The following is a 24,599-nucleotide window of genomic DNA, read 5'->3' on the forward strand; positions in this document are numbered from 1 at the left end:
GTAGAAAAAGGAGAACTGACTATATATAACGAAAAAAGATACAAATAAAGCATTTATTGAGGAGAAAATGTTATGAATGTACTTTACATTGTGTTAATCGGGCAAATAATTATTTTTTTAACAGGAGCAATTTATGCAATAGGACAGACAAAAAGAACAAGAGAAAATATGCCGTTACCTTTAGCAGTGCGTCTAATTCTTAGTTTTTCTTTAACAGGTAGTGCAATTTGGATATGGTTACAAGATCCATCGGTAGAGTACAGTACGTGGGTTGCACTCGGTATGACTTTATCCACTGTAGGGGATTTATTTATGGCAGGATTGATTCCGATTGGCCATCGATTAATTGGAGGAATGGTTACTTTCGCTCTTGCACATTGTTTCTATGTGAAAGCATTTTTGCAAACAGGTATTTCATGGAGTGGTTTTTGGATCGGCCTACTTGTATACGGACTCTTTCTAATTATAGGATGGTTTTTCTTTATTAGAAATGAAAAGCAAGACAAACTCTTTACAATAGGGGCTCTAATTTACGGTTTGTGGGTTGGAGGAATGGCATGTTTTGCATTCGCCTTATATTACGAGAATACAGGAATATGGTGGGTACCAGCATTTGGTGGTTTATTGTTTGTGATTTCTGATTTTATAATCGGTGTTACAGATATCGGAGGGCGCAAATTGAAGTATGAACCACTTTGGATTTGGTTTACATATGTCGCTGCGCAGATGTGTATTGTATATGTAGGATTATAAAAAAGATACTCTCAAAAATAGTTGATGGACTATTTTGAGAGTATCTTTTTTCATTTCTATGCTACGATATTTTTTTGTTGCAGAGCAGAAAGGCTATAGTCATCAGCTGCTTTATAACCTTGAGCTAATAAATCATTGATGTAGAGCTTGTTGTAAATAAAGCAGAATACTAGGTTAGAGAACCCGAATGTAAACATGCTAGCGAGTAAGATAATTAAAAACCATTTCCAATCTCCGCGGAATATAGCAGGGAAAAAACCAAAGAAAAATACAGTCCAACTAAAACCGATTTTTGCTTGTTTAATTTGACCTGTATTATCATTTTTTAACATGACTTTCATAAAAAAGAAATCCTCCTAATGAATATGAATATTTGTATAAATAAAGACAAATATAGTATATCAAAATAATGTATATACGGATATTATTTTTTGTGCATATGTAATATTTTTTATTTTTTTGTTTCTATATTCGGAATTTTATAGAAAAATCATCTGGGAAGTATTTATAATAAATGTAAAAAGAAAATGAGATGGTGGGATAATGCAAAAGAAAAGCCGGTTGCGTGAGTTCTTTGAAGTATTTGCGATTGCATGTTTAATAGTTTTTTTTGCGAAAATTTTCGTGTTTTTTCCTACAACTGTAAAAGGGGCATCCATGAGGCCGACGTTACAAGATGGAGATAAAGTAATCATTAATAAACTTGCAAAACGATTTGAAAGTTATGAGAGATCGGACATTATTGTCGTGAAGACGGATAACTTCTATGTGAAGAGAATTATTGGATTACCAGGAGATGTAATTGAGATGAAAAATGATCAATTATATGTTAATCATCAAGTGAAAAATGAAGAGTATTTAAATAATAATAAAAAACAGGCAGAAAAATTACTTATCAATTTAACCGAAGACTTTGGACCGATTACAATTCCTAAAAATAAAATTTTTGTGATGGGAGATAATCGTTTAGTAAGCAGGGATAGTAGGAATGGATTAGGCCTCATTGACAGAACAGAAGTATTAGGAAAACTAACGGCAGTGTATTATCCATTTGAACATGTGAAAATTGTAAATTAGAGATAAGAAAAACCAAGCAAATTAAGTTGCTTGGTTTTTCTTGTTTAAACAGTTGGTGTTTTACTTTATTACTTCTTGTGAAGCAATGTTTTCATTGTTGCGGTCAATATTTAACATGAACTTTCGTTGCAACAATTGCAATTTAAACAGTGTTAAAGGATCATGATAAGTTTCTGGATTTGTTCTTAGCTTTGTTAATGTTTGCTCGTCTTCTTGTATTTCAAGTTGGGACGCTTCTACATTTTGCTTCAATATGCTAAGAGGGTCTTTAAAGAACATCATGATATCACGTTCTAGCGCACCTTCAAATACTTCAAATTGAAGGAAGAATTGCTTCGAAATTGCATGAGCAACTTCTGTATAATCTTCTGTTTCAATATATTGTTTATATTTATTTGATAGCATAGATTGATTCTTTTGCATATTACCGAATAATTTCCCTGCACTTTTCAAGAAAAATTGTGTTGGTGTAAAGCGTAATAAAATATTGATGTTAGCCACTGTAATTCTATTTGTCATTCTTACAACATCTCTATTCCAGTCATCTAGTAATTTGAAATCACAAGGAAGTTTAATACGCTCTTCTTCATAGAGTTTATTAAAGGTATCGCCCATTTCATCTAAGTAAGCTTGCGCTTGAATGAATTCATTATGTGCAGTTTCAATCCATTCTTGAATGGATTGAGTAAATTTAGGAAGAAGCACTTGCTGTACATGTTTTTGAATTCTTTCATTCATTGCTACATTTAGTTCTTCATGGACTAATTTGAAATCACTATCCTCTTGAACGAGATCTGAGCAACTCTGTAACAATTCAGGAATTTGAGAATGTATATCCTGTGTAATTTCTTCTTTCGTTAAGAGATAAGATTCTGTAATAGAACGAACTTTATCTTTTTGAATGGCTGTAAGATTATTAATAAAACCATCAAGTTTAACTAAAATATGTTTGTTCCAACGGACTGATTTTACTAATATATTTTCTAACTCCACACGTTCATTTAAAAGGTAGGCAATCGTCTTTTGGATAAACCATAACAATTTTTCAATACGTTCTTTTTCCATGCTGCGCTGAGCAAGATTAGAGATAATAGAGTCTGTTACGTTGCCTAGTTGCTCACTACTCTCTTGTGAAGGAGAGTAAGGGAAAAAGTGTGCATTTGGGAAATGTACAAGTATTTTCTTTTTAATATTGTTCGTGATGTTTTCACTAGCATTTGTATCAATTGTTTGTAAGACGAATTGAATTTGTAAATTTGGTACTTGCTCACGAATAGATAATAATGTATCAAGCTCTTCATCATGTAATGGCGAAGCTGAATTTAGTACATAGATAAGACTATCTGCTGCCTGTAAGTATTCGAAATGAGAGCTGTTTTTGTTAAGTTGTCCATGCACAGTAGGTGTGACAAGGAATGAAAACTTATTTTTTCTTAAAAATCTACTCGGTAATTTAATTTCAATACATTTTTTCTCTAGTTCTGACTGAGAAGGTACAGCTAGTATGTTATGAAGTTCAGCAAAGTTTGGTATATTTCGTATATCTAACTCTGTAAACTCAGTTATTTCCGTTTGACTATTATCTTTAAATGTAATAGAAGTTGTTAGAGTTTCAGTTAATATATTTTCTCCTAATATAGAGTTGATAAAGGCTGATTTATCATAATCACTAGTTCCTGCTACTAGAAGTTGTGTAACAGTTAAATCGTATAGCTCACGAACGAGTAGTGTGAATTGATGACCTAAATCTACATCATTCTTCTCAGCCCATACAGCAATCGTTTCAAATAATGCTGATACATCTGCCATATCAACATTTGCATAAGCTGATGAATTTGAAAGTAAGGCACCTGCGCTTTTTACGAGTAATGATTCTAGAGTTGTAGGTGAAACCTCGTTCCATGCTAATACTGCTGCAGAGACAAGTAAAGAATCTTCCGCTTTCGTTAAACTAAACCAATTCGTTAATAAATCTGGAACAAGTCCTTGTAATTCATGCATGAAATGTTGCCCAGTAATTAATTCAAAATACGTCTCTTGATAGCGGACAGAAATTTCATTCCAATCGTCATTAGCGTCTACTTCAATATGTAAGAATAAGTGATTTATTGTTTGAATCCAAGGTAGATGTAATGATTCATTTTCATAGCTGTTCCAAAGTGAAATAACAAGCTCTTTAAATTGAACTTGATCAATTGTATATAAGGCTTTTAAAGATTCATAGAAATACTCAGGTTTAATTTTATTAGTAAAGCCTCTGTTCACATAATTTATTAACGTATCGAACCAATGTAATGATTTTGTTCGAATCCCTTCTTGAACCGCTAGTTCAATAGCATTATTCCAATCTTCTTGTTTCTCATAAAAGGATCGAGCGATTGCAGTAATATTCGGATAGTCTGGTTGGAATGAAACAGCTTCACTAATTGTTTTAAAAGCAAGACCTAAGCGGTTTTGATCGATGTAAAGAGAAAGAAGTTGTAGGGAAACTTCCATAGTAAGAGTCGTATCTTCTGATTGAATAGATTTATAAATTTCCTCTGCTTTTGGCAAGAAACCTAATTCGAAGTAAGCATCTGCAATATTCTTCATGGCCCAGAGAGCAAGTTCATTATTTACTTTCTCCCATTTAAATATAGCTGCTTCAAAGTCTTTGTTTTGAAAGTAAACTTCACCTTGTGCGAAGCGAATATTAGATATATTGGAGAATTCATTTTTTGATTCATTTATATATGCTTCACCGAGTACTTCCGTTACCGGAATGGAAGTATCTTCTGTTAAAAATGTTTTATAGTAAACCTTTTGGATAAATTGTTTTTCAATGGTCATGTTCGTTCCCCCTGTATAATTTAGAAAAATGATGTTGTATGTAAAAGGGTACCTGTTACTCTAATAGGTAGAAGTTGCATTATATAGACCAAACTATGTTTTTGCTAGATATATCATTTTTCCTGAGAGTTAAACCGTTGCGAAAAGTAACTTTCCTTTATTGTAACAAAAAAACAAGCCTATGAATTTTTATTTTTTAATCCCGCTATTTGCGGGCAGTAAGACTCCCACCTCAAAATTTGGCGAATGCGAGGAAGTTAGGTGGGAGTCAGGCTACCCGTAAAAGCCCGATTGGTGTGGGCTAATAATCAGTGGGGATGGGCAAAACCCTCACTGATTAAAGTTTCACTTTATCTCTGTTAAAGGAATGAATAGAAGTAGAGTTCAATATAAAAACAATGTATATTGAATATGTATACCATGTTTGTCTTAAAGATAGAACGGGCACAATATGGAATAACGATCGTGCATAGGATGTGTCTTCCGAATGGAACAACATATTGGCGAGTTAATCTCACATTATGGGTATTTTGGAATTATTATAGCTTTAGCTGGTGGGATAGTCGGATTACCGATACCAGATGAGTTTTTATTGACTTTTATTGGTTATAATATTTCAAAAGGAGTTATGTCAGGAGCAGCTGCTTTTTTAAGTGGAATGGCAGGTGCGATGATTGGCATTACGTTAAGTTATATATTAGGTTTAAAACTTGGACTCCCTGTTTTAAAAAAATATGGTCCGAAAATTAGAATTAAAGAACATCATATTGAAAAAACACATATTTTATTTGAAAAATACGGCCCGTTTCTTTTAATGATTGGCTACTTTATACCAGGAGTACGTCACTTAACAGCATATTTTGCTGGGGTTTCGAATTTAACATGGTGGCGTTTTTGTCTGTATGCTTACGGTGGTGCGCTAATTTGGATAAGTGTTTTTATTGGCCTAGGTTGGAAACTAGGAGAGAAGTGGCGCTTTGTTGAGTATAGTTTACATCATTATGGAATATGGATTTTATTTATTTCGGCAATTGTAACATTGATTGTGTGGATTTACATAAGGAAAAGAAAAAACCGCTAATAATAGCGGTTTTTTAGCTGAAAGCAATAAATAATACACCAGCTGTAATAAAGACTACACCAATACCAGTCATAAAGTTTAACTTTTCACCCAATATAATCATCGCGAGAATAATGGAAAATACTACACTTAATTTATCGATAGGTGCTACTTGTGAGACCTTTCCTGTTTTTAGTGCAAGAAAATAAAATAGCCATGACGAAGCACCAGCGATTCCACTTAATGTGATAAATAGCAGTGCTTTTTTATTTAGGAGGACATCACCGATATTTTGAAATTTACCTTGAATAATAATAACTCCTACCATAAATAATGCCATAATAATAGAGCGAATAGTTGTTGCAACATTGGCATCGATTCCATCTAAGCCAATCTTTCCAAAAATAGATACGAGGGCGGCAGCAATTGCTGATAATAGTGCGAATAATAGCCATGAACTCATAGTGAAATTCCTCCAATCTTACATTATTATACATGAAAATCATTCTCATGTATAAATGACGAAATAAACCCCCACCTTATATTTTTAATAAGGTGGGGGTTTATTATGCTACTCTGCGATTTCTTCATATAAAAAGTACGTTACATTATAAATATGTTCTACTTCATCGTCTGTCATAAATAATAATTCGTCACGTTCAATCCCTTTTTTCTTTTCAATAAACTCAATCATGTTTTTTCGTTCTTCTCTTTTCATCAATTTTATTTCTCTCCTCATCTGTTTTAATACAGTTTATTTAAGTTACTGCTATTATATAACAGAATCTTTAGAAAGTTCCACCTATTTTATTGTTTTTTTCAAAAGAACTTTTCGACAAAACAAGCCCACTTAAAAGGCTTGTTTTCGTTTTAAAGTCGTAAAAACTCAGGCTCGGTCGTACCGGCACTATCGATGTAATAAATTGTGTCGGGATTGATTTTAATTAGTACATAATTAGGATCTTCCGCACCAAGTAACCAGCGTTTTAAGCTATTAGTCCAAAATTTATTTTTTAGCGTTTGATCTTCTTCGATGGAAGCTATACCTTCAACTTCAATGTAAGCTTCATCTAATTTCTTTCCTTCTCGCCCAAGTAGTACATGTACATTTGGATTCTTTTCGATATCTGTTATCTTTTTTGAATTTCGATCTGTTGCAACATATAGTACAAAATCTTCGTGGAAAAACATCATAAAGGCGCCATGTGGCTTATCGTTACGTACAGTAGATAATACACCTGTTCGTTGACCTTGAATAATAGTTGCGATTTTTTCTTTTAAGTGCATGCTTTTAACCTCTTTTCAAATTTTTAATTCTTTCTGTCTAAACAAGACAATTTAAATATCTTTCATACTGTTTTCCTCAATCCGATTTTTTAAACGTAATTGTGATGAAATCGGACAAGTTAGGAGAAGAATAATAATAATATCGAGGAGAAATACATACGATGGAAGGGTGGAAAGCATGTTTAATAAAATATTTCTTATAGTAGCGCTTATAGGTGTACCACTTTCTGTACTCGGAAAAACACTTCATTGGCCTCAAACAATTATGTTTGCTGTATATTGCATTACTATTATCGCATTAGCGGGTTTTATGGGGAGAGCAACAGAAAGTTTAGCAATCGTTTCTGGGCCCCGGATAGGTGGCTTATTGAATGCAACTTTTGGTAATGCTGTTGAACTTATCATTTCAATTTTCGCACTTCAGGCAGGGTTAATTGAAGTAGTGTTAGCATCTTTAACTGGTTCTGTACTTGGAAACTTACTATTAGTAGGAGGGCTATCCTTTTTTATAGGAGGCCTTAAATATAAAAGACAAAGCTTTAATGTTTACGATGCAAGGCATAATTCAGCCTTATTAATATTTGCTGTTGTCGTAGCCTTTGTTATTCCAGAGATTTTTTCAATGAGTATGGATGCTGGAAAGACGTATCAATTAAGTATTGGTGTTTCTATTATCATGATCATTATGTATCTTGCTGCATTGCTATTTAAGTTAGTTACGCACCGCGGTGTATATCAACATAAAAGTGATGAAGTGGCGCACGAGGAAGAGCCTGAGTGGTCAAAAGGTAAAGCGCTACTCATTTTAGCGATAGCAACAATTGCGGTAGCGTATGTTTCAGAGGCACTCGTACATACTTTTGAAACGGTCGCAAAGTCATTTGGCTGGTCAGAGTTATTTATAGGGGTTATCATCGTTGCGATTGTTGGTAATGCAGCAGAACATGCATCTGCAATTATTATGGCGTATAAAAATAAAGTGAATATCGCAGTTGAAATTGCAGTAGGTTCTACATTACAAATCGCCATGTTTGTTGCTCCTGTATTAGTACTTCTCTCGATGTTTTCTGCACAAAAGATGCCGTTAGTATTTACAATACCAGAACTTGTTTCCATGATTACAGCTGTTTTCTTAACCATTGCTATTTCAAATGATGGGGATACAAACTGGTTTGAAGGAGGCACTTTATTAGCTGCGTATGTCATCATGGGAATTGGTTTTTATTTATTATGAAAAATAGGGATAACAATGAGTTTGAGGGAAAACAATAAATACAGTAATTTATATACCTTTACGTAGGAAGGAGCCAGACAGGTGAAACGAGTGTACAGCATATGTCTTTCAACTATGGTCTCGTTTATTTTATTATTTCCTAACAGTAGTTTTGCAAAGACGACAGTAGAAGTAAAAATGCCTTCATCTGTTTTAAATATTTCAAAAGACAATACATTTCCAAATGACGCACAAGATTTGCCGCGTTTACAGCCAAGTAAGTTTGCTCAAGAACTATTGAAAACAGCAAATATCAGAATTGAAAACCCAGATTTAATTCGTATGTTTAATGAAACGACGATTTCGAATGCACCACTTGCAGTAGGGTACCGCGCGAAAATTTATTTGGGGCAATGGGCATTAAATTATGAATCAATAGATACATCAATTAATTGGGAATATAAGCAAGTAAATCGAAATATATACGATAATCGCGGAGGGGATCGATTATATCCACTTCGCTACAAGCAAGAAACTCAAAAGACAATCGAAGGCGATTTAACAGCGGATATGAAAGATGCCTCAGATGTGAAAAAAATGATGCTTTTAAAAGCGCTTGAAAAAGTGCAATTGCCACTTTCATTTAAAACAACTATTGGTTATGGTACTGGGCATGAGCGCGTGTATAATATTAGTCCAAGTCAACTTGGATATTTATATGCGTATACACCGGCGGTAAATGAAAAAGGAAAAGTGACATTTGGGGAAGTATACCTCGTGTTAAAAGGAAATCAAAAAAGGCTTGTCGTGAAAAATATTACATCTCAAGGGATTGGAGCAGCTATTCCAATTCATGATCATTTATTTTTTAAATTTGTTTCTTCATCGCATTCACAATGAAATGAAAAACGTCAGCGCACAGGCTGACGTTTTTTATTTATAACATAATGTTTGATGTTTTTGATAAGAAATCTTCTTTCGGATAGTAGCTATTTTTTACAAGAACATTTGGTCCAAGACATTTCACAGCAGGACAATGACAACTTAATGATTTTGCTGTTTTTGAGTCACACCATTTGTCATAAGCTTCTTGTAGTGTATTTGTTTGTACATTACCTAGAAGAGGAACGTCACCGAAATCGGTCACGATAATATTTCCGTCGAAAATATTTACGTTTAAACGGGAACGGCCATCTGGATCGTTACGGACAGTTACATTTTTACTCTCATGTAATTTCTTTAGTGTAACTAAATCGCGTTCATCATCACTGCATGCATAGAAAGGTAATGTACCGAATAACATCCAGACATTTTCATCACGAATTTCCAGTAAATGTTCAATCGCATTTCGGATTTCGTCTTTTGTTAAAATTTCAAGTGTGCTAGCGAAGTCACTCGGATACATTGGATGCACTTCATGACGTTTACAGCCCATTTCTTCAACGATTTGACGATGAATATGTTCAATGTGTGGTAGGGTTCGTTTGTTCAGCATAGTTTCGGCTGATACGAGTACACCTGCATCTGATAGAGCTTTACTATTTGTAATCATTCTTTCGAATAATTTTGCGCGTTGTTCATAAGTAGGTTTACGCTCCATCATTGCAAATCCGCCTTCAACGAAGTCATCAATTGTTCCCCAGTTATGTGAAATATGCAATACATCTAAGTAGGGAATAATTTGTTCGTAACGTGCTAAATCTATAGTTAAGTTTGAGTTGATTTGAGTGCGAACGCCGCGTTCATGGGCATATTTTAAGAGTGGTGTTACATAGTTGTCGACGGATTTTTTTGAAAGCATAGGTTCTCCGCCTGTAATACTTAAAGAACGCAAATAAGGAATCTCATCTAATCGTTTTAATAAAAGCTCCATCGGAAGCGGATTTGGATCTTTCGGCTGTAATGTGTAACCAACAGCGCAATGCTCGCAACGCATATTGCATAACGTCGTCGTTGTAAACTCAACGTTTGTTAATAGTAGTTTGCCGTACTCTTCAAGGTCCATATACGCTTCCCATGGATCGTAAGAAGGAGTAATCGGCTTCATTGTTTGTGATATCGTCATATGAAATACTCCTTTGACTATTGAAATAACAATTTGTCCATTCTCTATAATAGAAGAATATGTGCTTTTTATAAAGTGAAACTTTTTTGTGAAAAAAGAGAGAAGGCTTACATTATAATAAATTACTGTGACAAGATTGATGAAATTTCATGCCCATAGCAATCATTTTTGCGGTATAATAAAAGCAACTCGAATTAAAAGGAGAGTGCCTTCATGGGAAAAGCAATTCAAGATAAAGATTCACAATTAGTATATTTGAAAGAACGTTTAAATATGTTCATTGAAGTAATTGATACGATTGAACCCGAAGAGGTAGAATTAGAAGATGTAGATCGTCTTCTTGCAATGTTAGATGAACTAGAATTGAAATGTGAGCAATTTAAAAAAGACGAATAATATATTGAAACGGTTGCCAATGTGAAGTTGGCAGCCGTTTTTTTGTAAGGAACTTGTTTGATTAAATAGAAGGAATATAGAAAAAAAGGTATAATCAAGTTGTGAAAAATTTCATTAAACCTTTAATGGCGTGAAATAAATAAAAAGCTGAAGAGTATAACAATGGAATTTTCATTTCATAACGTTTTGGTAGCGTTCACAATTGAGGGGGAAGTAACAATGGAAAAGCTTCAAGAAAGCATGTATCAACTAATTGTTGAAACGTCAACGAACTTACCGAAAGATGTTCGTCGCGCAATTCAACAGGCGAAAGAACGAGAAAATGCAGGAACTCGCTCTGCAATGGCACTTGGCACAATTACAAATAACATCAAAATGGCAGATGATAATATCTCGCCAATTTGCCAAGATACAGGGATGCCAACGTTTAAAATTTATACACCGGTTGGTGTGAATCAATTAAAGCTGAAGGAAGCTATCTATAGTGCGCTTGAGCGGGCAACAAAAGATGGTAAACTTCGTCCGAACTCTGTTGATTCTCTTTTTGGAGACAATAGTGGAAACAATTTAGGACCAGGTACACCTGTTATTAAGTTTGAACAATGGGAAAAAGATTACATTGATGCGCGTTTAATTTTAAAAGGTGGCGGCTGTGAGAATAAAAATATTCAATATAGTTTGCCTTGCGAAATAGAAGGACTTGGACGAGCTGGACGTGATTTAGAAGGAATTCGTAAATGCCTTCTTCATGCGGTATATCAAGCGCAAGGCCAAGGGTGTAGCGCAGGGGTAATCGGCGTCGGTATCGGGGGAGACCGCACATCAGGTTACGAATTAGCAAAAAATCAACTATTCCGTACATTAGATGATGTAAATCCAGTTCCAGAATTACAAAAGCTTGAAGAGTACGTATTGGAGAATGCGAATAAGCTTGGTATTGGTACGATGGGATTTGGCGGAGAAACAACTTTACTAGGTTGTAAAATCGGAGTGTATAATCGTTTGCCAGCTAGTTTCTACGTATCTGTTGCGTATAATTGTTGGGCATATCGTCGTCTTGGCGTAACAATTCATCCTGAGACAGGTGAAATTATGGATTGGTTATACCAAGAAGGTGAAGATACACTTCAGCAAGACGCTGCGCAAGAACAAACAGAGCAACGTGAAATCGTATTACAAGCTCCAATTACAGAAGAGCAAATTCGTGAACTTCGTGTTGGGGATGTTGTTACAATTAACGGTATGATGTATACAGGACGTGACGCAATTCATAAACACTTAATGGATAATGATTGCCCAGTAGATTTAAATGGACAAATTATTTACCACTGTGGTCCAGTTGTAGTGAAAGATGAAAACGACAATTGGAAAATTAAAGCGGCAGGTCCAACGACAAGTATTCGTGAAGAGCCATATCAAGGTGATATTATGAAAAAGTTCGGTATCCGTGCTGTAATTGGTAAAGGCGGTATGGGTGCGAAAACATTAGCGGCATTAGAAGAACACGGTGGTGTGTACTTAAATGCAATTGGTGGTGCGGCACAATATTATGCTGAATGTATTAAAGAAGTGAAAGATGTTGATTTCTTACAATTCGGTATCCCAGAGGCAATGTGGCATTTACGTATCGATGGTTTTAAAGCAGTTGTAACGATGGATTCTCACGGTAACAGTCTACATGCTGATGTTGATAAAACATCACTTGAAAAATTAGCGAGCTTTAAAGAACCTGTATTCAAGTAAGTAGAAATGCATCTCGAATTATTCGAGGTGCATTTTTTGGTATATATAGAAAAACATGTTCAGCATGAAAGAAAGAGCAATAACAGAAACTACAGGTACGATTATATATGGAAAGGAGACTATTTATGAAATATAAATGGTTATATATAGGTCTCATTTTTTCAATTATGATGGCACTTGTTCCAGTTTCAGCATTTGCTTATACGAATACACCACATAACTGGGGAATCCCACGCCCTAAAAATGAAACGGTGCCAGATGCAGGGAAATTATATACAGAATTACTACAAAAAAATGGTGGTTTTTACTTAGGGGATACAAAGAAAAAAGACATATATTTAACGTTTGATAATGGGTATGAAAATGGATATACAGGAAAGATTTTAGATGTACTAAAGGAGAAAAAAGTACCAGCAACTTTCTTTGTGACGGGACATTATATAAAAACACAAAAAGATTTACTATTAAGAATGAAAAATGAAGGACATATTATTGGTAATCATTCTTGGAGTCATCCTGATTTTACAGCTGTAAATGATGCAAAACTTCGTGAAGAATTGACTAGTGTAACGGAAGAAATAAAAAAAGTAACAGGACAAAAAGAAGTGAAATATGTACGTCCTCCGCGAGGCGTGTTTAGTGAAAGAACGCTAGCTCTTACGAAAGAAATGGGATATTATAACGTGTTTTGGTCGCTTGCATTTCTTGATTGGAAAGTAGATCAGCAAAGAGGATGGCAATATGCTCATAATAATGTAATGACTATGATTCATCCAGGGTCTGTTTTGTTACTTCATGCGATATCGAAAGATAATGCAGAGGCACTAGCGAAAATCATTGATGATTTGCGCGAGAAAGGGTATCATTTTAAAAGCCTAGATGATTTAGTAAAAAGCAATCAACCGTAAGCATGTATGCTTGCGGTTTTCTCATGCTATAATGATGTGTAAAAAGGATGGGGAAACGTATGTGGAGCGAACATGTTACGTTAGAATATCCGTACCACTTTGAAGAAGTGCTAAAGCGTTTATCTTTCGACCCGTTAAACGTCATTCAGTTAGACGAGAAAGTAATTTATATTCCGCTTTCTATAGACGAAGAACAGATTGTTGTTCGGTTGCAGGGGATTGGTACTGTTCAAAATCCACAGTTTTGGCTCTCTAGTCAGACAGGAGATCAAGAGAAAGTAATGAGACGAATGAGGTCCATTTTTCACTGGAATGACCCGTTTCAAAATATACAAAATCATTTTTTAAACACATCATTACGTCCACTATTTGAAACATATGCTTATACTCCAATTATTTTAGAATTTGATTATTTCGCTTGTCTTCTTCGTTGTATTATTCATCAACAAATAAATTTGAAATTTGCTACTGTGCTAACAGAGCAATTTGTAAAACGATATGGGACAGAAAAAAACGGCGTTTTATTTTTCCCAACACCAGAAAGAGTAGCGAATATTCCAATAGAGGAATTGAGAGAGCAGAAGTTTAGTCAGCGAAAAGCTGAATATATGGTAGGATTAGCAAAGCATATTGTCGACGGTAAATTAGATTTAGCAAGGATAGAAAACGAAACAGAAGAAGAAGTATCGGCACAATTGTTACCAATAAGGGGTATTGGAGCATGGACAGTACAAAACTTTTTAATGTTTGGGCTTGGACGGAAAAATATGTTTCCGAAAGCAGACATAGGGATTCAGCGTGCACTTCAAGGTGTATTCCAATTAGAGAATAAGCCTGATGATGCATTTTTAGAAAAAGTGAAACAAGAGTGTGAACCATATTGCAGTTATGCAGCGTTATATTTATGGAAAAGTATAGAGTAGAGGTGTAATAATGATACAAAAGCAACAAGAGAGTAAGTTGGAAGTTGGTCAAACGTTTCCTGTGACAATTAAACGTCTTGGGATTAACGGAGAAGGCGTTGGTTATTTTAAGAGACAAGTTGTTTTCATTCCAGGGGCATTACCAGGAGAAGAAGTTGTTGCTGAAGCAACGAAAATTCAGCGTGGCTTCGCTGAAGCGAAAGTGAAAAAAGTTCGTAAATCATCACCACATCGTGTGAAAGCACCATGTTCAGTATATGAGGAGTGTGGTGGCTGTCAGCTACAACATTTAGATTATAAAGAACAATTAAATCAAAAGCGTGATATCGTTGTACAAGCATTCGAGAAGTACATGAAGAATAGTATGGAAGAGAAAATTCGTCCGACACTTGGTATGGAAAATCCATGGCATTATCGTAATAAGAGTCAATTACAAGTGGGACGTAAAGATGAAAAGGTTATTACAGGATTATATAAACAAAACTCACATCAGTTAATTGATATTTCTCATTGTATGATTCAACATAAAGCAACGAATGAAGCGACAAAGGTTGTAAGACGTATATTAGAAAAATTAAATGTCTCTATTTACAATGAGAAGAAGCAAAAAGGTTTAGTACGTACAATTGTGACACGTACTGCAGTTCAAACAGGGGAAGTACAAGTCACACTTGTTACAACAAAAGAAGAATTACCGAATAAAGAGCAATTTATCGCAGAAGTACAAAAACAGATGCCAACTGTTAAATCAATTATGCAAAACGTAAACTGGCGTAAAACATCTGTTATTTTCGGTGATAAAACATTTAAATTAGCAGGAAAAGAAGTAATTCAAGAAACACTTGGCGATTTATCATTTGAACTATCAGCTCGTGCTTTCTTCCAACTAAATCCAGAACAAACAGTTGTTTTATACGATGAAGCAAAAAAAGCAGCCGCTTTAACTGGAAGCGAGAAGATTGTGGATGCATATTGTGGTGTTGGTACAATCGGCCTTTGGCTTGCGAATGATGCAGCGGAAGTACGTGGTATGGATGTAATTCCAGAAGCAATTGAAGATGCAAAGAAAAATGCAAAACGCCACGGATTCACAAATACAAAGTATGAAGCTGGTAAAGCGGAACAATGGTTACCGAAATGGGTGAAAGAAGGCTGGCGCCCAGATGTAATTGTTGTTGATCCACCGCGTACAGGTTGCGATGATAAATTACTTGAAACGATTTTAAAAGTAAGACCGAAACAAGTTGTTTACGTATCTTGTAACCCGTCATCGTTAGCACGTGATGTGAATGCATTAATGAAGAGCTATGAAGTGGAATATGTACAACCTGTTGATATGTTCCCGCATACAGCTCATGTGGAGAATGTGGTTAGATTAAAGTTGAAATAAGAAAGATTAAAAATGTTGATGTAGTTAACTACATCAACATTTTTTGTTATGTTAGCAGTTAAATCACGTTACATAATCAATATACATATCTTCTGTAGAGAGTATATGAATTTCTTTTCTGCATTCGAAATGAATTTGTAAAAATATACAGTATTAAGATTGTATAGACCACTTTGTATTAATAAATTACAATATGGATGTAATATAGCGATTTTGCTATAGAAAATAAGCTAAAAGGAAGAAGATTTATGAAAAAATGGTTGGCGTTATTTATTTTTGGATTGGTTTCTTTATTTGCAACTTCTGCATACGCGGAATCATATGAAACAACAAAAACATTAAAAGTGTATGAAAGCCGCAGTTTTAATTCACCTGTGAAAAAAGAACTTCAGCCAGGAGAAATGGTTTATGTTACAAATCGACATCCTAATGGATGGTGGAAGATTAGTGGCGGATTTATTGCGCCTGAGGGTGCTCAAGTAGAAATTAATCGGACTTTTGAAGCTTTTGATTGGATTAATATGGACAGTGCGAAGTACGTATTTGGTCCTCAAACGGTTATTTCACGTGATGGTACACTGAGAGGTGAAATTTTAATTGATACATATTTGGGGCAGAAGTGGACAAGTGTAAATGGAATGCCGCAAATAATGAAGCAGAATTTCGCTGCATACAGTAGCCCTGAAGCTAAAAATCCAGATGCTTGGTTCGCTCCACAAACGGTTAATATTTTGCAGACAAAAGAAAACGGTTGGTCTTTAATTAATACGTATTTAGGACCAAAGTGGATTGTTCGTTATCCACACGAGGAACATATTAATCGTGATTTTTATGCATACAATGAACCGAAGTACATGCATCAAGGTGTGAAATTTTCAGCTCAATCTGTAAGAGTACTTCAACAAGGAGAAAATGGTTGGAAGAAAATTAAGGCTGATGTTGGAGAAAAATGGATTGCGCCACAAGGCTCTTATTACCATGTACCAAATGCATTTACAGCATTTGATCAACCTTCAGGTAGAGCAATCGGCAGTTTTGCACCACAAACGGTATTTGTAGTTCAAGAATCTACATCATCATTTGGTTGGTTAAAAATTAGAACTTATTTAGGCGATTCTTGGATTCGAACGAATCATAATTAATAAATAGATTACTTTATTCCTTTTAGAATGAAGTAACAATATGTTATAGTTCCCTCATATGGCAAAGCTGTATGAGGGATTATATTTTTAGCCCATTAAGACAAGGAGAATACGATGAACAATTATAAATTAACGATTCAGTATGACGGTGCGCGGTATAAAGGGTGGCAACGTCTTGGTAATAACGATAATACGATTCAAGGGAAAATCGAAAGTGTAATATCTGAAATGGTCGGGAAAGAAATTGAGATTGTCGGCTGTAGTAGAACGGATGCTGGTGTACATGCTTTGAATCAAGTAGCTAACTTTAAGAGTGATGAGAAGTTAGTGGGACATAAAGTGAAAAAGTATTTAAATCAATATTTACCAAACGATATTAGTATTACGAATGTAGAAGAAGTGTCAGATCGTTTCCATGCTCGTTACAATTCTAAAGCAAAAACATATCTTTATAAAATTTGGAATGAAGAGCATACGAACCCATTTATGCGTAAATACAGCATGCACGTTAATAAGAAATTAAATGTGAAAAGCATGAAAGAAGCTGCGAAACATTTAGTTGGTTCACATGACTTTACTGCTTTTTCAAATGCGAAATCAAAGAAAAAGTCTATGGTTCGAGAAGTATATTCACTTGATGTGATGGAAGAGGCTGGATTTGTACAAATTAGAATAAGTGGTAACGGCTTCCTTCATAATATGGTACGAAAAATTGTTGGGGCATTAATTGAAGTTGGATTAGGACAATTAGATGCTGAAGCAATTCCACACATTTTAGAGGCGAAACAACGTAATCAAATTAATTGTCTTGCTGAGGCAAGTGGGTTGTATTTGGAGAAGGTTGAGTTTTAATATTAAACAAAAAAATCGAGCTGAGTGAGCAGGCTCGATTTTTTATTTTAAAACATTTTTAGATTAAGAAGATTTCTCTCTCTTCATACGCAACTTCAAATTCCAAAAAGCAGCAAGCATAATAGCTGCAAACGAGCCGCTAATTGTTCCTAATAGCTTTGCATAAGGAAAGCTGCTCATATCAGTATTAATGAATAACATCATACATAGAACGGCAGGGAGAAGGTATAAGTATTGTAATAACTTTAACTTTTTATCATTACTCATATATATCGCCTCTTTCTAGCATGTTATATGTTTATTATAACATATTTTACCAAATGTTAGTTTGCACTTGGAGAAAGGTTCATTTCATATGTGTAAATGCAGTTTTTTAATTCGATATTGTAAATTTTGTCTACTCAATCCTAAAAATTTTGCGGCTTGTGAGATATTACCATTATTCTCTTTAAGAATTTGATTGATGTAGTTCTTCTCCATTTCTTCTATTGTGTGCTTTAAAGTTTTAGGTGCATCAGTATTGTGACTAGTTAGGGAAGCTTGCATATTGAATTCTTTTTTTATTAGTTCGCGAAAGCGAGTTGGTATATGAAAAGCTGTAATGATATGTTCATCTTCTATTAAGTTCATTGAACCTTCAATTATATGTTCCAATTCTCGTACGTTTCCAGGCCAATCGTATGCATAAAAAAATTCTTTTACAGTTACATCTACATCCGTTACGCCGAGCCCAAATTGAATGTTATACTTTTCGATAAAGTGCTGAACAAGAGCTAAAATATCTTCTTTTCGTTCCCGTAAAGGTGGAAGGCATAAAGTAACGACACTTAATCGGTAATATAAGTCTTCCCTTAATCGATTGTGTGTAATAGCTTCAAGAGGGTCTTCATTAATAGTTGCTATAATGCGAACATCAATTTCTTTTTCTTGTGTGCCCCCAATTCTTCGTATTGTTTTTTCTTGTATAGCTCGTAGTAATTTAGCTTGAAGCGCTGGGCTTAATGAGTTGATTTCATCTAATAACAAAGTTCCTCCATTTGCTTCTTCAAATAAACCAGGTTTATCTATTGCCCCTGTAAAAGCACCTCGGTTCGTACCAAATAATAAGCTTTCCATTAGGGTATCAGGTATAGCTGCACAGTTTTGTGAAATAAACGGTTTGGTTGAACGTTGACTTTCATTATGGATGCTTTGTGCAAATAGCTCTTTGCCAGTTCCTGTTTCTCCTACGAGAAGTATGGATGAGGGAGTACGAATTACTCTCTTTGCTTCTGCAATGACCGATTGAATAGCTCTAGAATCACCGATTATGTGATTAAAGGTAAACTTAGTATTTTTTTTTCGAGAAAGGTTCGTTTTCATTGTTTGTTTTAAGTGACTAATCTCTTTTGAGATTTCAATAGCGCCTTTAATTTTTCCATTTTCTATTATAGGGAAAGTATTGTTAATCGTCGTAATTTCTTGTCCTTTATTGTTAAAGTATGTTTGTTTTATATTTTTGTTTGTTTTTCCGAATTTTAATGCCTCTATAAGAGTACTATTTTTATTTTCTTCAAATGCAAATACTTCTAAAGGATTTTTATATAGCACATCTGAGCGGTCCATTGATTCAATTTCCATCATTTTGCGGTTATAAATAATCGTTTTACTTTCCTCATTAATAATATGAATCCCGATATCGAGTTCATTGAGTAAAGTTTCATATAGCATATTCATTTCAATAATTTGTTTAAAATTAATTTCTTCTGTATGCATGTATCATCTTCTCCTCGTTTCACCCTATGAAGACTGACTTTTTATAATTTTATTAAAATTCTTATAAAATCGCAAAAATTTTTTGCTATTTTTCTCTTAAAACTTTTCAAACGATAGAAAAATTTTGCGGTTAGGCAGATTTTTTTGAGCCAAACTCTCATTTTATATACGAATTGGAGGTTGGTACGTATTTTGCATAAATAATAGTCGAAATCTCTAGAGGAGGGAATATGAATCTTTATAGGATATGCAACGTTCCAGTGCCAATTAATAAGAAGGAGGAGTTTATAAAGTGAAGACGGTTATAGAAGGCGTGTATAGTCCTTGTTACGGGAAAGTAGAGAAGTTATTTGTTACTGAAAGTTCTTACGTATACGAGTGGGAGAAATTAGCGTTAATTGAAACAATAGATAAACAGAAAGTAGAAATTAAGGTAGGAATCAGTGGTTATATCGAATCATTAGAAGTAGTAGAAGGACAAGCTATCGCTGATCAAAAATTATTAATAACAGTCAGGGATGACCTTTTAATAACAGGTAGTGATTAATATAAGTGATATGTATTTTTGCTCTTTTAAATATTTTTTTTCCTATGAAGGATTTTAAAAACGCTTACATTAAATGGGTTTGCAAAGTGAAAAGGGGGGATTTATATGATGGATCAAAACCAAGGATTAAAAAAAGAATTAAAAAGTCGGCACATATTTATGATTGCACTCGGAGGAGTTATTGGTACCGGACTATTTTTAGGATCCGGTTATACAATTCATGAAGCTGGGCCTGGAGGAGCAATTGTAGCGTATCTTGTTGGTGGATTTGTTATGTATTTAACGATGCTTTGTCTTGGGGAGTTAGCAGTTGCGATGCCCGATGCAGGATCTTATCAAACGTATGCTACAAAACACATTTCTCCCGCAGCGGGTTTTGTAGTGGGATGGATGTCTTGGTTAAACTGGTCTGCTACGATAGCCATTGAATTAATTGCAGTTAGTATTTTAATGAAACGTTGGTTTCCAGATGTACCTTCGTGGATTTGGTGCGTAGTGTTTGCAGTGCTGCTCTTTGCTATTAATGCACTATCTTCAAGAAGTTTTGCGGAAGTGGAATTTTGGTTTGCAAGCATTAAAGTAATTACAATTATAGCATTTATTATTTTGGGCGGGGCAGCGATGTTTGGTTTTTTAGATATGAAAGGAAATGAACCAGCACCGATGCTTTCTAGTTTTACTGATTATGGTGGATTGTTTCCAAATGGATTAACAGCTATTTTAGTTACGATGATTGCGGTTAACTTCTCCTTCCAAGGAACAGAGCTAGTTGGTATTGCAGCGGGAGAGAGTGAAAATCCAGAGAAAACTATCCCGAAGGCAATTAATAATACAGTTTGGCGCATACTTGTTTTCTTTGTACTATCTATTTTTATCCTTGCGGGATTATTTCCGTGGCAGCAAGCGGGAGTGATAGAAAGTCCATTCGTAGTTGTATTTGATAAAATTGGTATTCCTTATGCGGCAGATATTATAAATTTTGTTATTATTACAGCGGTACTATCAGTTGCGAATTCAGGGCTATATGCAACTTCTCGTATGCTATGGTCTATGTCTAATCAAGGAATGATTAGCCCGATTTTTAGTAAGTTATCTAAAAATGGTGTTCCTATTTATGCATTGATTGTAAGTACAATTGTAAGTTGTCTCTCATTACTATCAGGTATTTATGCGGAAGATACAGTTTATTTATGGCTTCTTTCTATTGCTGGGTTCGGAGCGATATTAGTTTGGGCATCTATTGCTCTATCTAACTTATTAGCTAGAAGATCATACATTAAGCAAGGTGGAGATGTTAAGGACTTGAAATTTAAAACACCATTGTATCCATTTGTACCACTTCTTGCATTAACATTAAATTTAACAGTAATAGTTGCTATGGCTTTTATCCCAGAACAAAGAATGGCATTATATTGTGGCATTCCATTTATGATAGTTTGTTTACTGTTTTACCGTGCTACAAGAAGTAAGAAAGTTAAAATAGAACGTATTGAAAAGACGAATACAACAGAATTAGAAAGTTTGTAGTGGTGAATTATGTAGAGACTGTAAAATTGTAAACAGTCTCTTTTTTTGTGAAAATAAAGCTGGAAACATACTATGTATGCAAAGGGGAATTAGCGATGAATCAAGAAGTTTCACAGCTGCTAAAACAGATAGATTTAAGAAAAGAAGAGTTAATAGAACTTACAAAAGCATTAATACGTTTTGAGACACCAGCACCACCAGCGAGAAATACAAATGAGGCGCAAGAATTTGTTGCGGAGTTTCTAAGAAAACGAAATTTTAGTATTGATAAATGGGATGTATATCCGAATGATCCGAATGTTGTTGGAGTCAAAAAAGGAGTAGAAAGTGAGTCGTACAAAAGTTTAATTATTAATGGGCATATGGATGTAGCTGAAATATCGACAGATGAGGTGTGGGAAACAAATCCTTTTGATCCATTTATTAAAGACGGTTGGTTAGTTGGACGAGGTGCGGCAGATATGAAAGGTGGACTAGCTGGAGCTTTATTTGCTATTCAGCTTTTACAAGAAGCTGGCATTGAACTACCAGGAGATTTGATCTTTCAATCAGTAATTGGAGAAGAGGTTGGAGAAGCAGGGACACTTCAATGTTGCAAAAGAGGTTACGATGCTGATTTTGCAGTCGTAGTGGACACAAGCGATTTACATATGCAAGGACAGGGCGGCGTAATTACTGGATGGATTACTGTGAAAAGTCCGCAAACGTTTCATGATGCAACAAGGAGACAAATGATTCATGCTGGTGGTCGTTTGTTTGGCGCGAGTGCAATTGAAAAAATGATGAAAATCATCCAAAGTTTACAGGAGCTAGAACGTCATTGGGCGGTAATGAAAACATATGAAGGATATCCATCAGGAACGACGACAATTAACCCAGCGGTTATTGAAGGTGGGCGTCATGCAGCATTTATTGCGGATGAGTGTCGATTATGGATTACAGTTCATTTTTATCCAAATGAAACGCATGAACAAATAATTGAAGAAATAGAAGAGTATATAGGAAAAGTGGCAGCGGCGGATCCATGGTTAAGTGAGAACCCACCACAATTTAAGTGGGGCGGAGAATCAATGATTGTTGATCGAGGTGAGATTTTTCCTTCTTTAGAAGTAGATAGTAATCATCCAGCCATTCAGAAGCTAAGTTCTGCGCATGAAGCTATATTGAATAAAGTCGCAACTTTAGATATGTCTGCTACAGTAACTGATGGGGGATGGTTTAGTGAGTTTAACATTCCAGCTGTTATTTACGGACCAGGTACATTAGAAGAAGCTCATTCTATAAATGAGAAAGTTGAAGTTGAGCAGTTAGTTGAGTTTACAAAAGTAATTATTGCTTTCATATATGAATGGTGTCATACGAAAAAATAAGAGAATAATACATTTTTTGATTGAACTATTCCAGAGGTAAATGTACACAACATCTGAAATAGTTCTTTATGCTTTCCTATGTTTTTCGTTGGACTTTAGTCAATTTTTCTTTAGCTAATTCAACAGCAATCGCATCATCTAAGTAGCCAATTGGAAAAAGATAATCGGGGATAATGTCTGTTGATAAAATGAAATATAGTAAGGCACCGCCAAGAATTGCCCGTTCTTCTTCTGAGATGTTTTCCTTGCAAAACTGTTGATACATATCTGTTAATTGTTCAATGAAAGGACCAGCGCTATCAATTTGTTCTAGTTTACTTGCGAAACTTTCATGAATACGTTTTTCACCTTCGGTTGTTTTTGCGTAGCGTTCGTAATTTTCAAGCTCTTGCTTTACGCGAGTCGTTGTGTAATCGAAGTCAAATAAGTTAGAGGACTGTAATGTTTGTTGAATTGTATCAAGAGATGTGTACATATCTGTTTTTTCTTTGTTTATGTGCGGAGAATCAGGATACATTTCATCAAATAACAATTGGGGCGGAACTTGCAGGCATTCTGCAAATTTCTGTAGGTGTTTCTGTTTCGGTTGTTGTTTTCCATTAATAATTCTTGAAATTGTCGCAGGATCAATATTTGTAAGTGTTCCTAATTGTCTCATAGATAAGGCGCGTTCTTTTAATAATTTTTTTATTAATGTACCAAGTCGATCATTTGGATTTTCATTAGACATAGTATAGGCACTCCTTTTTCGAATTTTATTATTGAAAAAATGTTGAGTGTTTATTACAAGTATATGAAACGGACAGGCACAGTTGCTCAACATTTTCATAATATGCATGGAAAAGTGAGAAAAGAGGTGACTGTGCAATGAATACAGCAGGTTTATTGTCAATTTTATTAATCGGAATTGCTTCTAATTTAGATAATGCGGGTGTAGGGATTGCTTACGGTATTCGTAAAATCCGGATTTCATGGTTTAATAACTTTGTCATTGCATTTTTTGGATTTTTATTTACTTTATTAGCTGGATTTTTTGGGAATTGGATTTCATTATTTATTTCAGATTTTACGGCAAATCTTATCGGGGCAGCTGTGCTAGGAATAATTGGAGTGTTTATTTTATGTCAGCCATTTTTCAGTAAAAAAGAAACAGTAGAAAATAAAGATGATGGTGTACTTATGGGGATTTTACGTAATCCAGAAAAAGCGGATTTTGATGGTTCTAAAACAATTAGTTTTTCAGAGGCACTTGTATTAGGAGTTGCATTGTCAATTAATAATATTGCAGGTGGATTTGATGCAGGGGTAACAAATTTAAATCTTTGGCTTACAGCAATTATTTCTGGGATATTTAGTTTCATTTGCATTAGTGGGTTTGCGTATGTTGGGAAAAGATTTTTAGCGGAATATTTAGGGAAATGGGCAACAGTTATTGCAGGGGTGTTATTAATTCTTATTGGAATAGATCAAATATTATAAGAAAAGTAAAAAGCAATATTCGAGTATTTCCTTGGAAATACATCAAAGGGCTGCATATATCGACAGTAGTTTTTGCATACTAATTATTGAACGCTTTAATGAAAGGGGAATCTATATGGGACGTGGAAAATCATTTGATCATAAGAAAAAAGGTGATCATAAGCCTCCTAAAGGTGCTTTCATTCATAAAGATGTAAATGAACATACTTTAGAAGAAGAAGAGCTACCTGTTAATATTGAAACGTATAAAAATAGTTTGAAAAAACATTAAAAGCACCTACAT

At 34.7% G+C, this 24,599-nt stretch carries 26 protein-coding genes; 17 read left to right on the forward strand and 9 right to left on the reverse strand.

The genetic code is table 11. The features are described from left to right. The first annotated feature begins 72 nt into the window (after positions 1–72). On the forward strand, positions 73–753 hold the full coding sequence (locus tag VK90_RS23545) for a lysoplasmalogenase (RefSeq protein WP_025148713.1): 681 nt from the start codon (positions 73–75) through the stop codon (positions 751–753). A 56-nt stretch (positions 754–809) separates the two neighbouring features. On the opposite strand, the gene VK90_RS23550 is transcribed toward VK90_RS23545, so the two are convergent. Beyond that, positions 810–1,094 carry a hypothetical protein gene (locus VK90_RS23550; RefSeq protein ID WP_048375633.1) on the reverse strand — a complete coding sequence of 95 codons (285 nt, stop codon included), beginning with the start codon at positions 1,092–1,094 and terminating at the stop codon, positions 810–812. Between the two features lie 199 nt (positions 1,095–1,293). On the opposite strand from VK90_RS23550, the gene lepB reads away from it, so the two are divergent. Next, complete coding sequence (gene lepB, locus VK90_RS23555; protein WP_033719749.1) at positions 1,294–1,830, forward strand: signal peptidase I; 537 nt, start codon at positions 1,294–1,296, stop codon at positions 1,828–1,830. Between the two features lie 60 nt (positions 1,831–1,890). Here the strand turns inward: lepB and VK90_RS23560 are convergent, their stop codons facing one another. After that, positions 1,891–4,659 carry a tetratricopeptide repeat protein gene (locus VK90_RS23560; protein WP_048375635.1) on the reverse strand — a complete coding sequence of 923 codons (2,769 nt, stop codon included), beginning with the start codon at positions 4,657–4,659 and terminating at the stop codon, positions 1,891–1,893. 487 nt (positions 4,660–5,146) lie between these two features. Here VK90_RS23560 and VK90_RS23565 point away from each other — a divergent pair, with 487 nt between their 5' ends. After that, positions 5,147–5,740, forward strand: coding sequence for a DedA family protein (locus tag VK90_RS23565; RefSeq protein WP_025148709.1), 594 nt, complete (start codon positions 5,147–5,149; stop codon positions 5,738–5,740). Between the two features lie 13 nt (positions 5,741–5,753). On the opposite strand, the gene VK90_RS23570 is transcribed toward VK90_RS23565, so the two are convergent. The 3 genes from VK90_RS23570 to VK90_RS23580 all read right to left on the reverse strand — a co-directional run bounded on the left by VK90_RS23570 (position 5,754) and on the right by VK90_RS23580 (position 7,006). After that, positions 5,754–6,182 carry an EamA family transporter gene (locus VK90_RS23570; protein ID WP_002115869.1) on the reverse strand — a complete coding sequence of 143 codons (429 nt, stop codon included), beginning with the start codon at positions 6,180–6,182 and terminating at the stop codon, positions 5,754–5,756. A gap of 108 nt (positions 6,183–6,290) precedes the next feature. Then, entirely contained in the window at positions 6,291–6,437 is a 147-nt protein-coding gene (locus VK90_RS23575) for a BH0509 family protein (protein ID WP_000817786.1), read from the reverse strand. A 152-nt stretch (positions 6,438–6,589) separates the two neighbouring features. Then, on the reverse strand, positions 6,590–7,006 hold the full coding sequence (locus VK90_RS23580; RefSeq protein ID WP_048375638.1) for a pyridoxamine 5'-phosphate oxidase family protein: 417 nt from the start codon (positions 7,004–7,006) through the stop codon (positions 6,590–6,592). Between the two features lie 178 nt (positions 7,007–7,184). Here VK90_RS23580 and cax point away from each other — a divergent pair, with 178 nt between their 5' ends. Continuing rightward, positions 7,185–8,240 (forward strand): calcium/proton exchanger, encoded by a 1,056-nt coding sequence (cax, locus tag VK90_RS23585; protein WP_048375640.1) that lies wholly within the window; start codon positions 7,185–7,187, stop codon positions 8,238–8,240. 81 nt (positions 8,241–8,321) lie between these two features. After that, positions 8,322–9,119 (forward strand): YfkD famly protein, encoded by a 798-nt coding sequence (locus VK90_RS23590; RefSeq protein ID WP_025148707.1) that lies wholly within the window; start codon positions 8,322–8,324, stop codon positions 9,117–9,119. Between the two features lie 37 nt (positions 9,120–9,156). On the opposite strand, the gene yfkAB is transcribed toward VK90_RS23590, so the two are convergent. After that, on the reverse strand, positions 9,157–10,284 hold the full coding sequence (gene yfkAB, locus VK90_RS23595) for a radical SAM/CxCxxxxC motif protein YfkAB (protein ID WP_048375643.1): 1,128 nt from the start codon (positions 10,282–10,284) through the stop codon (positions 9,157–9,159). Positions 10,285–10,497: 213 nt separating this feature from the next. On the opposite strand from yfkAB, the gene VK90_RS23600 reads away from it, so the two are divergent. The 7 genes from VK90_RS23600 (at position 10,498) to truA (ending at position 17,638) form a co-directional block, all read left to right on the forward strand. After that, positions 10,498–10,680, forward strand: a complete 183-nt coding sequence (locus VK90_RS23600) for an SE1561 family protein (protein ID WP_002174720.1) — start codon at positions 10,498–10,500, stop codon at positions 10,678–10,680. 219 nt (positions 10,681–10,899) lie between these two features. Further along, positions 10,900–12,423, forward strand: a complete 1,524-nt coding sequence (fumA, locus tag VK90_RS23605; protein ID WP_082148039.1) for a class I fumarate hydratase — start codon at positions 10,900–10,902, stop codon at positions 12,421–12,423. Between the two features lie 125 nt (positions 12,424–12,548). Continuing rightward, positions 12,549–13,331, forward strand: coding sequence for a delta-lactam-biosynthetic de-N-acetylase (gene pdaA, locus VK90_RS23610; protein WP_002174722.1), 783 nt, complete (start codon positions 12,549–12,551; stop codon positions 13,329–13,331). A gap of 59 nt (positions 13,332–13,390) precedes the next feature. Then, on the forward strand, positions 13,391–14,254 hold the full coding sequence (locus VK90_RS23615; RefSeq protein ID WP_048375646.1) for a DNA-3-methyladenine glycosylase family protein: 864 nt from the start codon (positions 13,391–13,393) through the stop codon (positions 14,252–14,254). A 10-nt stretch (positions 14,255–14,264) separates the two neighbouring features. After that, positions 14,265–15,644 carry a 23S rRNA (uracil(1939)-C(5))-methyltransferase RlmD gene (gene rlmD, locus VK90_RS23620; protein ID WP_048375648.1) on the forward strand — a complete coding sequence of 460 codons (1,380 nt, stop codon included), beginning with the start codon at positions 14,265–14,267 and terminating at the stop codon, positions 15,642–15,644. Positions 15,645–15,892: 248 nt separating this feature from the next. Continuing rightward, complete coding sequence (locus VK90_RS23625) at positions 15,893–16,786, forward strand: S-layer protein (protein ID WP_048375649.1); 894 nt, start codon at positions 15,893–15,895, stop codon at positions 16,784–16,786. 114 nt (positions 16,787–16,900) lie between these two features. Beyond that, positions 16,901–17,638 carry a tRNA pseudouridine(38-40) synthase TruA gene (gene truA, locus VK90_RS23630; RefSeq protein ID WP_048375651.1) on the forward strand — a complete coding sequence of 246 codons (738 nt, stop codon included), beginning with the start codon at positions 16,901–16,903 and terminating at the stop codon, positions 17,636–17,638. A 63-nt stretch (positions 17,639–17,701) separates the two neighbouring features. On the opposite strand, the gene VK90_RS23635 is transcribed toward truA, so the two are convergent. Both VK90_RS23635 and VK90_RS23640 read right to left on the reverse strand, forming a co-directional pair. After that, positions 17,702–17,905, reverse strand: coding sequence for a hypothetical protein (locus VK90_RS23635; RefSeq protein ID WP_002174726.1), 204 nt, complete (start codon positions 17,903–17,905; stop codon positions 17,702–17,704). 84 nt (positions 17,906–17,989) lie between these two features. Continuing rightward, positions 17,990–19,393, reverse strand: coding sequence for a sigma-54 interaction domain-containing protein (locus VK90_RS23640; protein ID WP_048375653.1), 1,404 nt, complete (start codon positions 19,391–19,393; stop codon positions 17,990–17,992). A gap of 292 nt (positions 19,394–19,685) precedes the next feature. Between VK90_RS23640 and VK90_RS23645 the strand changes: the two genes are divergently transcribed. From VK90_RS23645 to VK90_RS23655, 3 genes are all read left to right on the forward strand, one after another. Then, positions 19,686–19,940, forward strand: coding sequence for a biotin/lipoyl-containing protein (locus tag VK90_RS23645; protein ID WP_000859494.1), 255 nt, complete (start codon positions 19,686–19,688; stop codon positions 19,938–19,940). A 105-nt stretch (positions 19,941–20,045) separates the two neighbouring features. Continuing rightward, the gene (locus tag VK90_RS23650) at positions 20,046–21,467 is read left to right on the forward strand and encodes an amino acid permease (RefSeq protein WP_025148700.1); all 1,422 of its coding nucleotides are present in this window, start codon (positions 20,046–20,048) and stop codon (positions 21,465–21,467) included. Between the two features lie 95 nt (positions 21,468–21,562). After that, the gene (locus VK90_RS23655) at positions 21,563–22,837 is read left to right on the forward strand and encodes an acetylornithine deacetylase (RefSeq protein ID WP_048375655.1); all 1,275 of its coding nucleotides are present in this window, start codon (positions 21,563–21,565) and stop codon (positions 22,835–22,837) included. A gap of 76 nt (positions 22,838–22,913) precedes the next feature. Here the strand turns inward: VK90_RS23655 and VK90_RS23660 are convergent, their stop codons facing one another. After that, positions 22,914–23,567: a helix-turn-helix domain-containing protein gene (locus VK90_RS23660; RefSeq protein WP_048375657.1), complete on the reverse strand. Its 654-nt coding sequence runs from the start codon at positions 23,565–23,567 to the stop codon at positions 22,914–22,916. Positions 23,568–23,704: 137 nt separating this feature from the next. On the opposite strand from VK90_RS23660, the gene ytaF reads away from it, so the two are divergent. After that, positions 23,705–24,316, forward strand: coding sequence for a sporulation membrane protein YtaF (ytaF, locus tag VK90_RS23665; RefSeq protein WP_048375660.1), 612 nt, complete (start codon positions 23,705–23,707; stop codon positions 24,314–24,316). A gap of 115 nt (positions 24,317–24,431) precedes the next feature. Beyond that, on the forward strand, positions 24,432–24,587 hold the full coding sequence (locus VK90_RS30340; RefSeq protein ID WP_000532412.1) for a hypothetical protein: 156 nt from the start codon (positions 24,432–24,434) through the stop codon (positions 24,585–24,587). Positions 24,588–24,599: the final 12 nt, after the last annotated feature.

Origin of the sequence: Bacillus sp. LK2, from assembly GCF_001043575.1 — a bacterium.
Lineage (GTDB): Bacteria > Bacillota > Bacilli > Bacillales > Bacillaceae_G > Bacillus_A > Bacillus_A paramycoides.

Coding starts and splice junctions, on each gene's coding strand:
- VK90_RS23545 (WP_025148713.1), top strand. CDS start 73: ATGAATGTACTTTACATTGTGTTAATCGGGCAAATAATTATTTTTTTA.
- VK90_RS23550 (WP_048375633.1), bottom strand. CDS start 1,094: ATGAAAGTCATGTTAAAAAATGATAATACAGGTCAAATTAAACAAGCA.
- VK90_RS23560 (WP_048375635.1), bottom strand. CDS start 4,659: ATGACCATTGAAAAACAATTTATCCAAAAGGTTTACTATAAAACATTT.
- VK90_RS23565 (WP_025148709.1), top strand. CDS start 5,147: ATGGAACAACATATTGGCGAGTTAATCTCACATTATGGGTATTTTGGA.
- VK90_RS23570 (WP_002115869.1), bottom strand. CDS start 6,182: ATGAGTTCATGGCTATTATTCGCACTATTATCAGCAATTGCTGCCGCC.
- VK90_RS23575 (WP_000817786.1), bottom strand. CDS start 6,437: ATGAAAAGAGAAGAACGAAAAAACATGATTGAGTTTATTGAAAAGAAA.
- VK90_RS23580 (WP_048375638.1), bottom strand. CDS start 7,006: ATGCACTTAAAAGAAAAAATCGCAACTATTATTCAAGGTCAACGAACA.
- cax (WP_048375640.1), top strand. CDS start 7,185: ATGTTTAATAAAATATTTCTTATAGTAGCGCTTATAGGTGTACCACTT.
- yfkAB (WP_048375643.1), bottom strand. CDS start 10,284: ATGACGATATCACAAACAATGAAGCCGATTACTCCTTCTTACGATCCA.
- VK90_RS23600 (WP_002174720.1), top strand. CDS start 10,498: ATGGGAAAAGCAATTCAAGATAAAGATTCACAATTAGTATATTTGAAA.
- fumA (WP_082148039.1), top strand. CDS start 10,900: ATGGAAAAGCTTCAAGAAAGCATGTATCAACTAATTGTTGAAACGTCA.
- pdaA (WP_002174722.1), top strand. CDS start 12,549: ATGAAATATAAATGGTTATATATAGGTCTCATTTTTTCAATTATGATG.
- VK90_RS23615 (WP_048375646.1), top strand. CDS start 13,391: ATGTGGAGCGAACATGTTACGTTAGAATATCCGTACCACTTTGAAGAA.
- rlmD (WP_048375648.1), top strand. CDS start 14,265: ATGATACAAAAGCAACAAGAGAGTAAGTTGGAAGTTGGTCAAACGTTT.
- VK90_RS23625 (WP_048375649.1), top strand. CDS start 15,893: ATGAAAAAATGGTTGGCGTTATTTATTTTTGGATTGGTTTCTTTATTT.
- truA (WP_048375651.1), top strand. CDS start 16,901: ATGAACAATTATAAATTAACGATTCAGTATGACGGTGCGCGGTATAAA.
- VK90_RS23635 (WP_002174726.1), bottom strand. CDS start 17,905: ATGAGTAATGATAAAAAGTTAAAGTTATTACAATACTTATACCTTCTC.
- VK90_RS23640 (WP_048375653.1), bottom strand. CDS start 19,393: ATGCATACAGAAGAAATTAATTTTAAACAAATTATTGAAATGAATATG.
- VK90_RS23650 (WP_025148700.1), top strand. CDS start 20,046: ATGATGGATCAAAACCAAGGATTAAAAAAAGAATTAAAAAGTCGGCAC.
- VK90_RS23655 (WP_048375655.1), top strand. CDS start 21,563: ATGAATCAAGAAGTTTCACAGCTGCTAAAACAGATAGATTTAAGAAAA.
- VK90_RS23660 (WP_048375657.1), bottom strand. CDS start 23,567: ATGTCTAATGAAAATCCAAATGATCGACTTGGTACATTAATAAAAAAA.
- ytaF (WP_048375660.1), top strand. CDS start 23,705: ATGAATACAGCAGGTTTATTGTCAATTTTATTAATCGGAATTGCTTCT.
- VK90_RS30340 (WP_000532412.1), top strand. CDS start 24,432: ATGGGACGTGGAAAATCATTTGATCATAAGAAAAAAGGTGATCATAAG.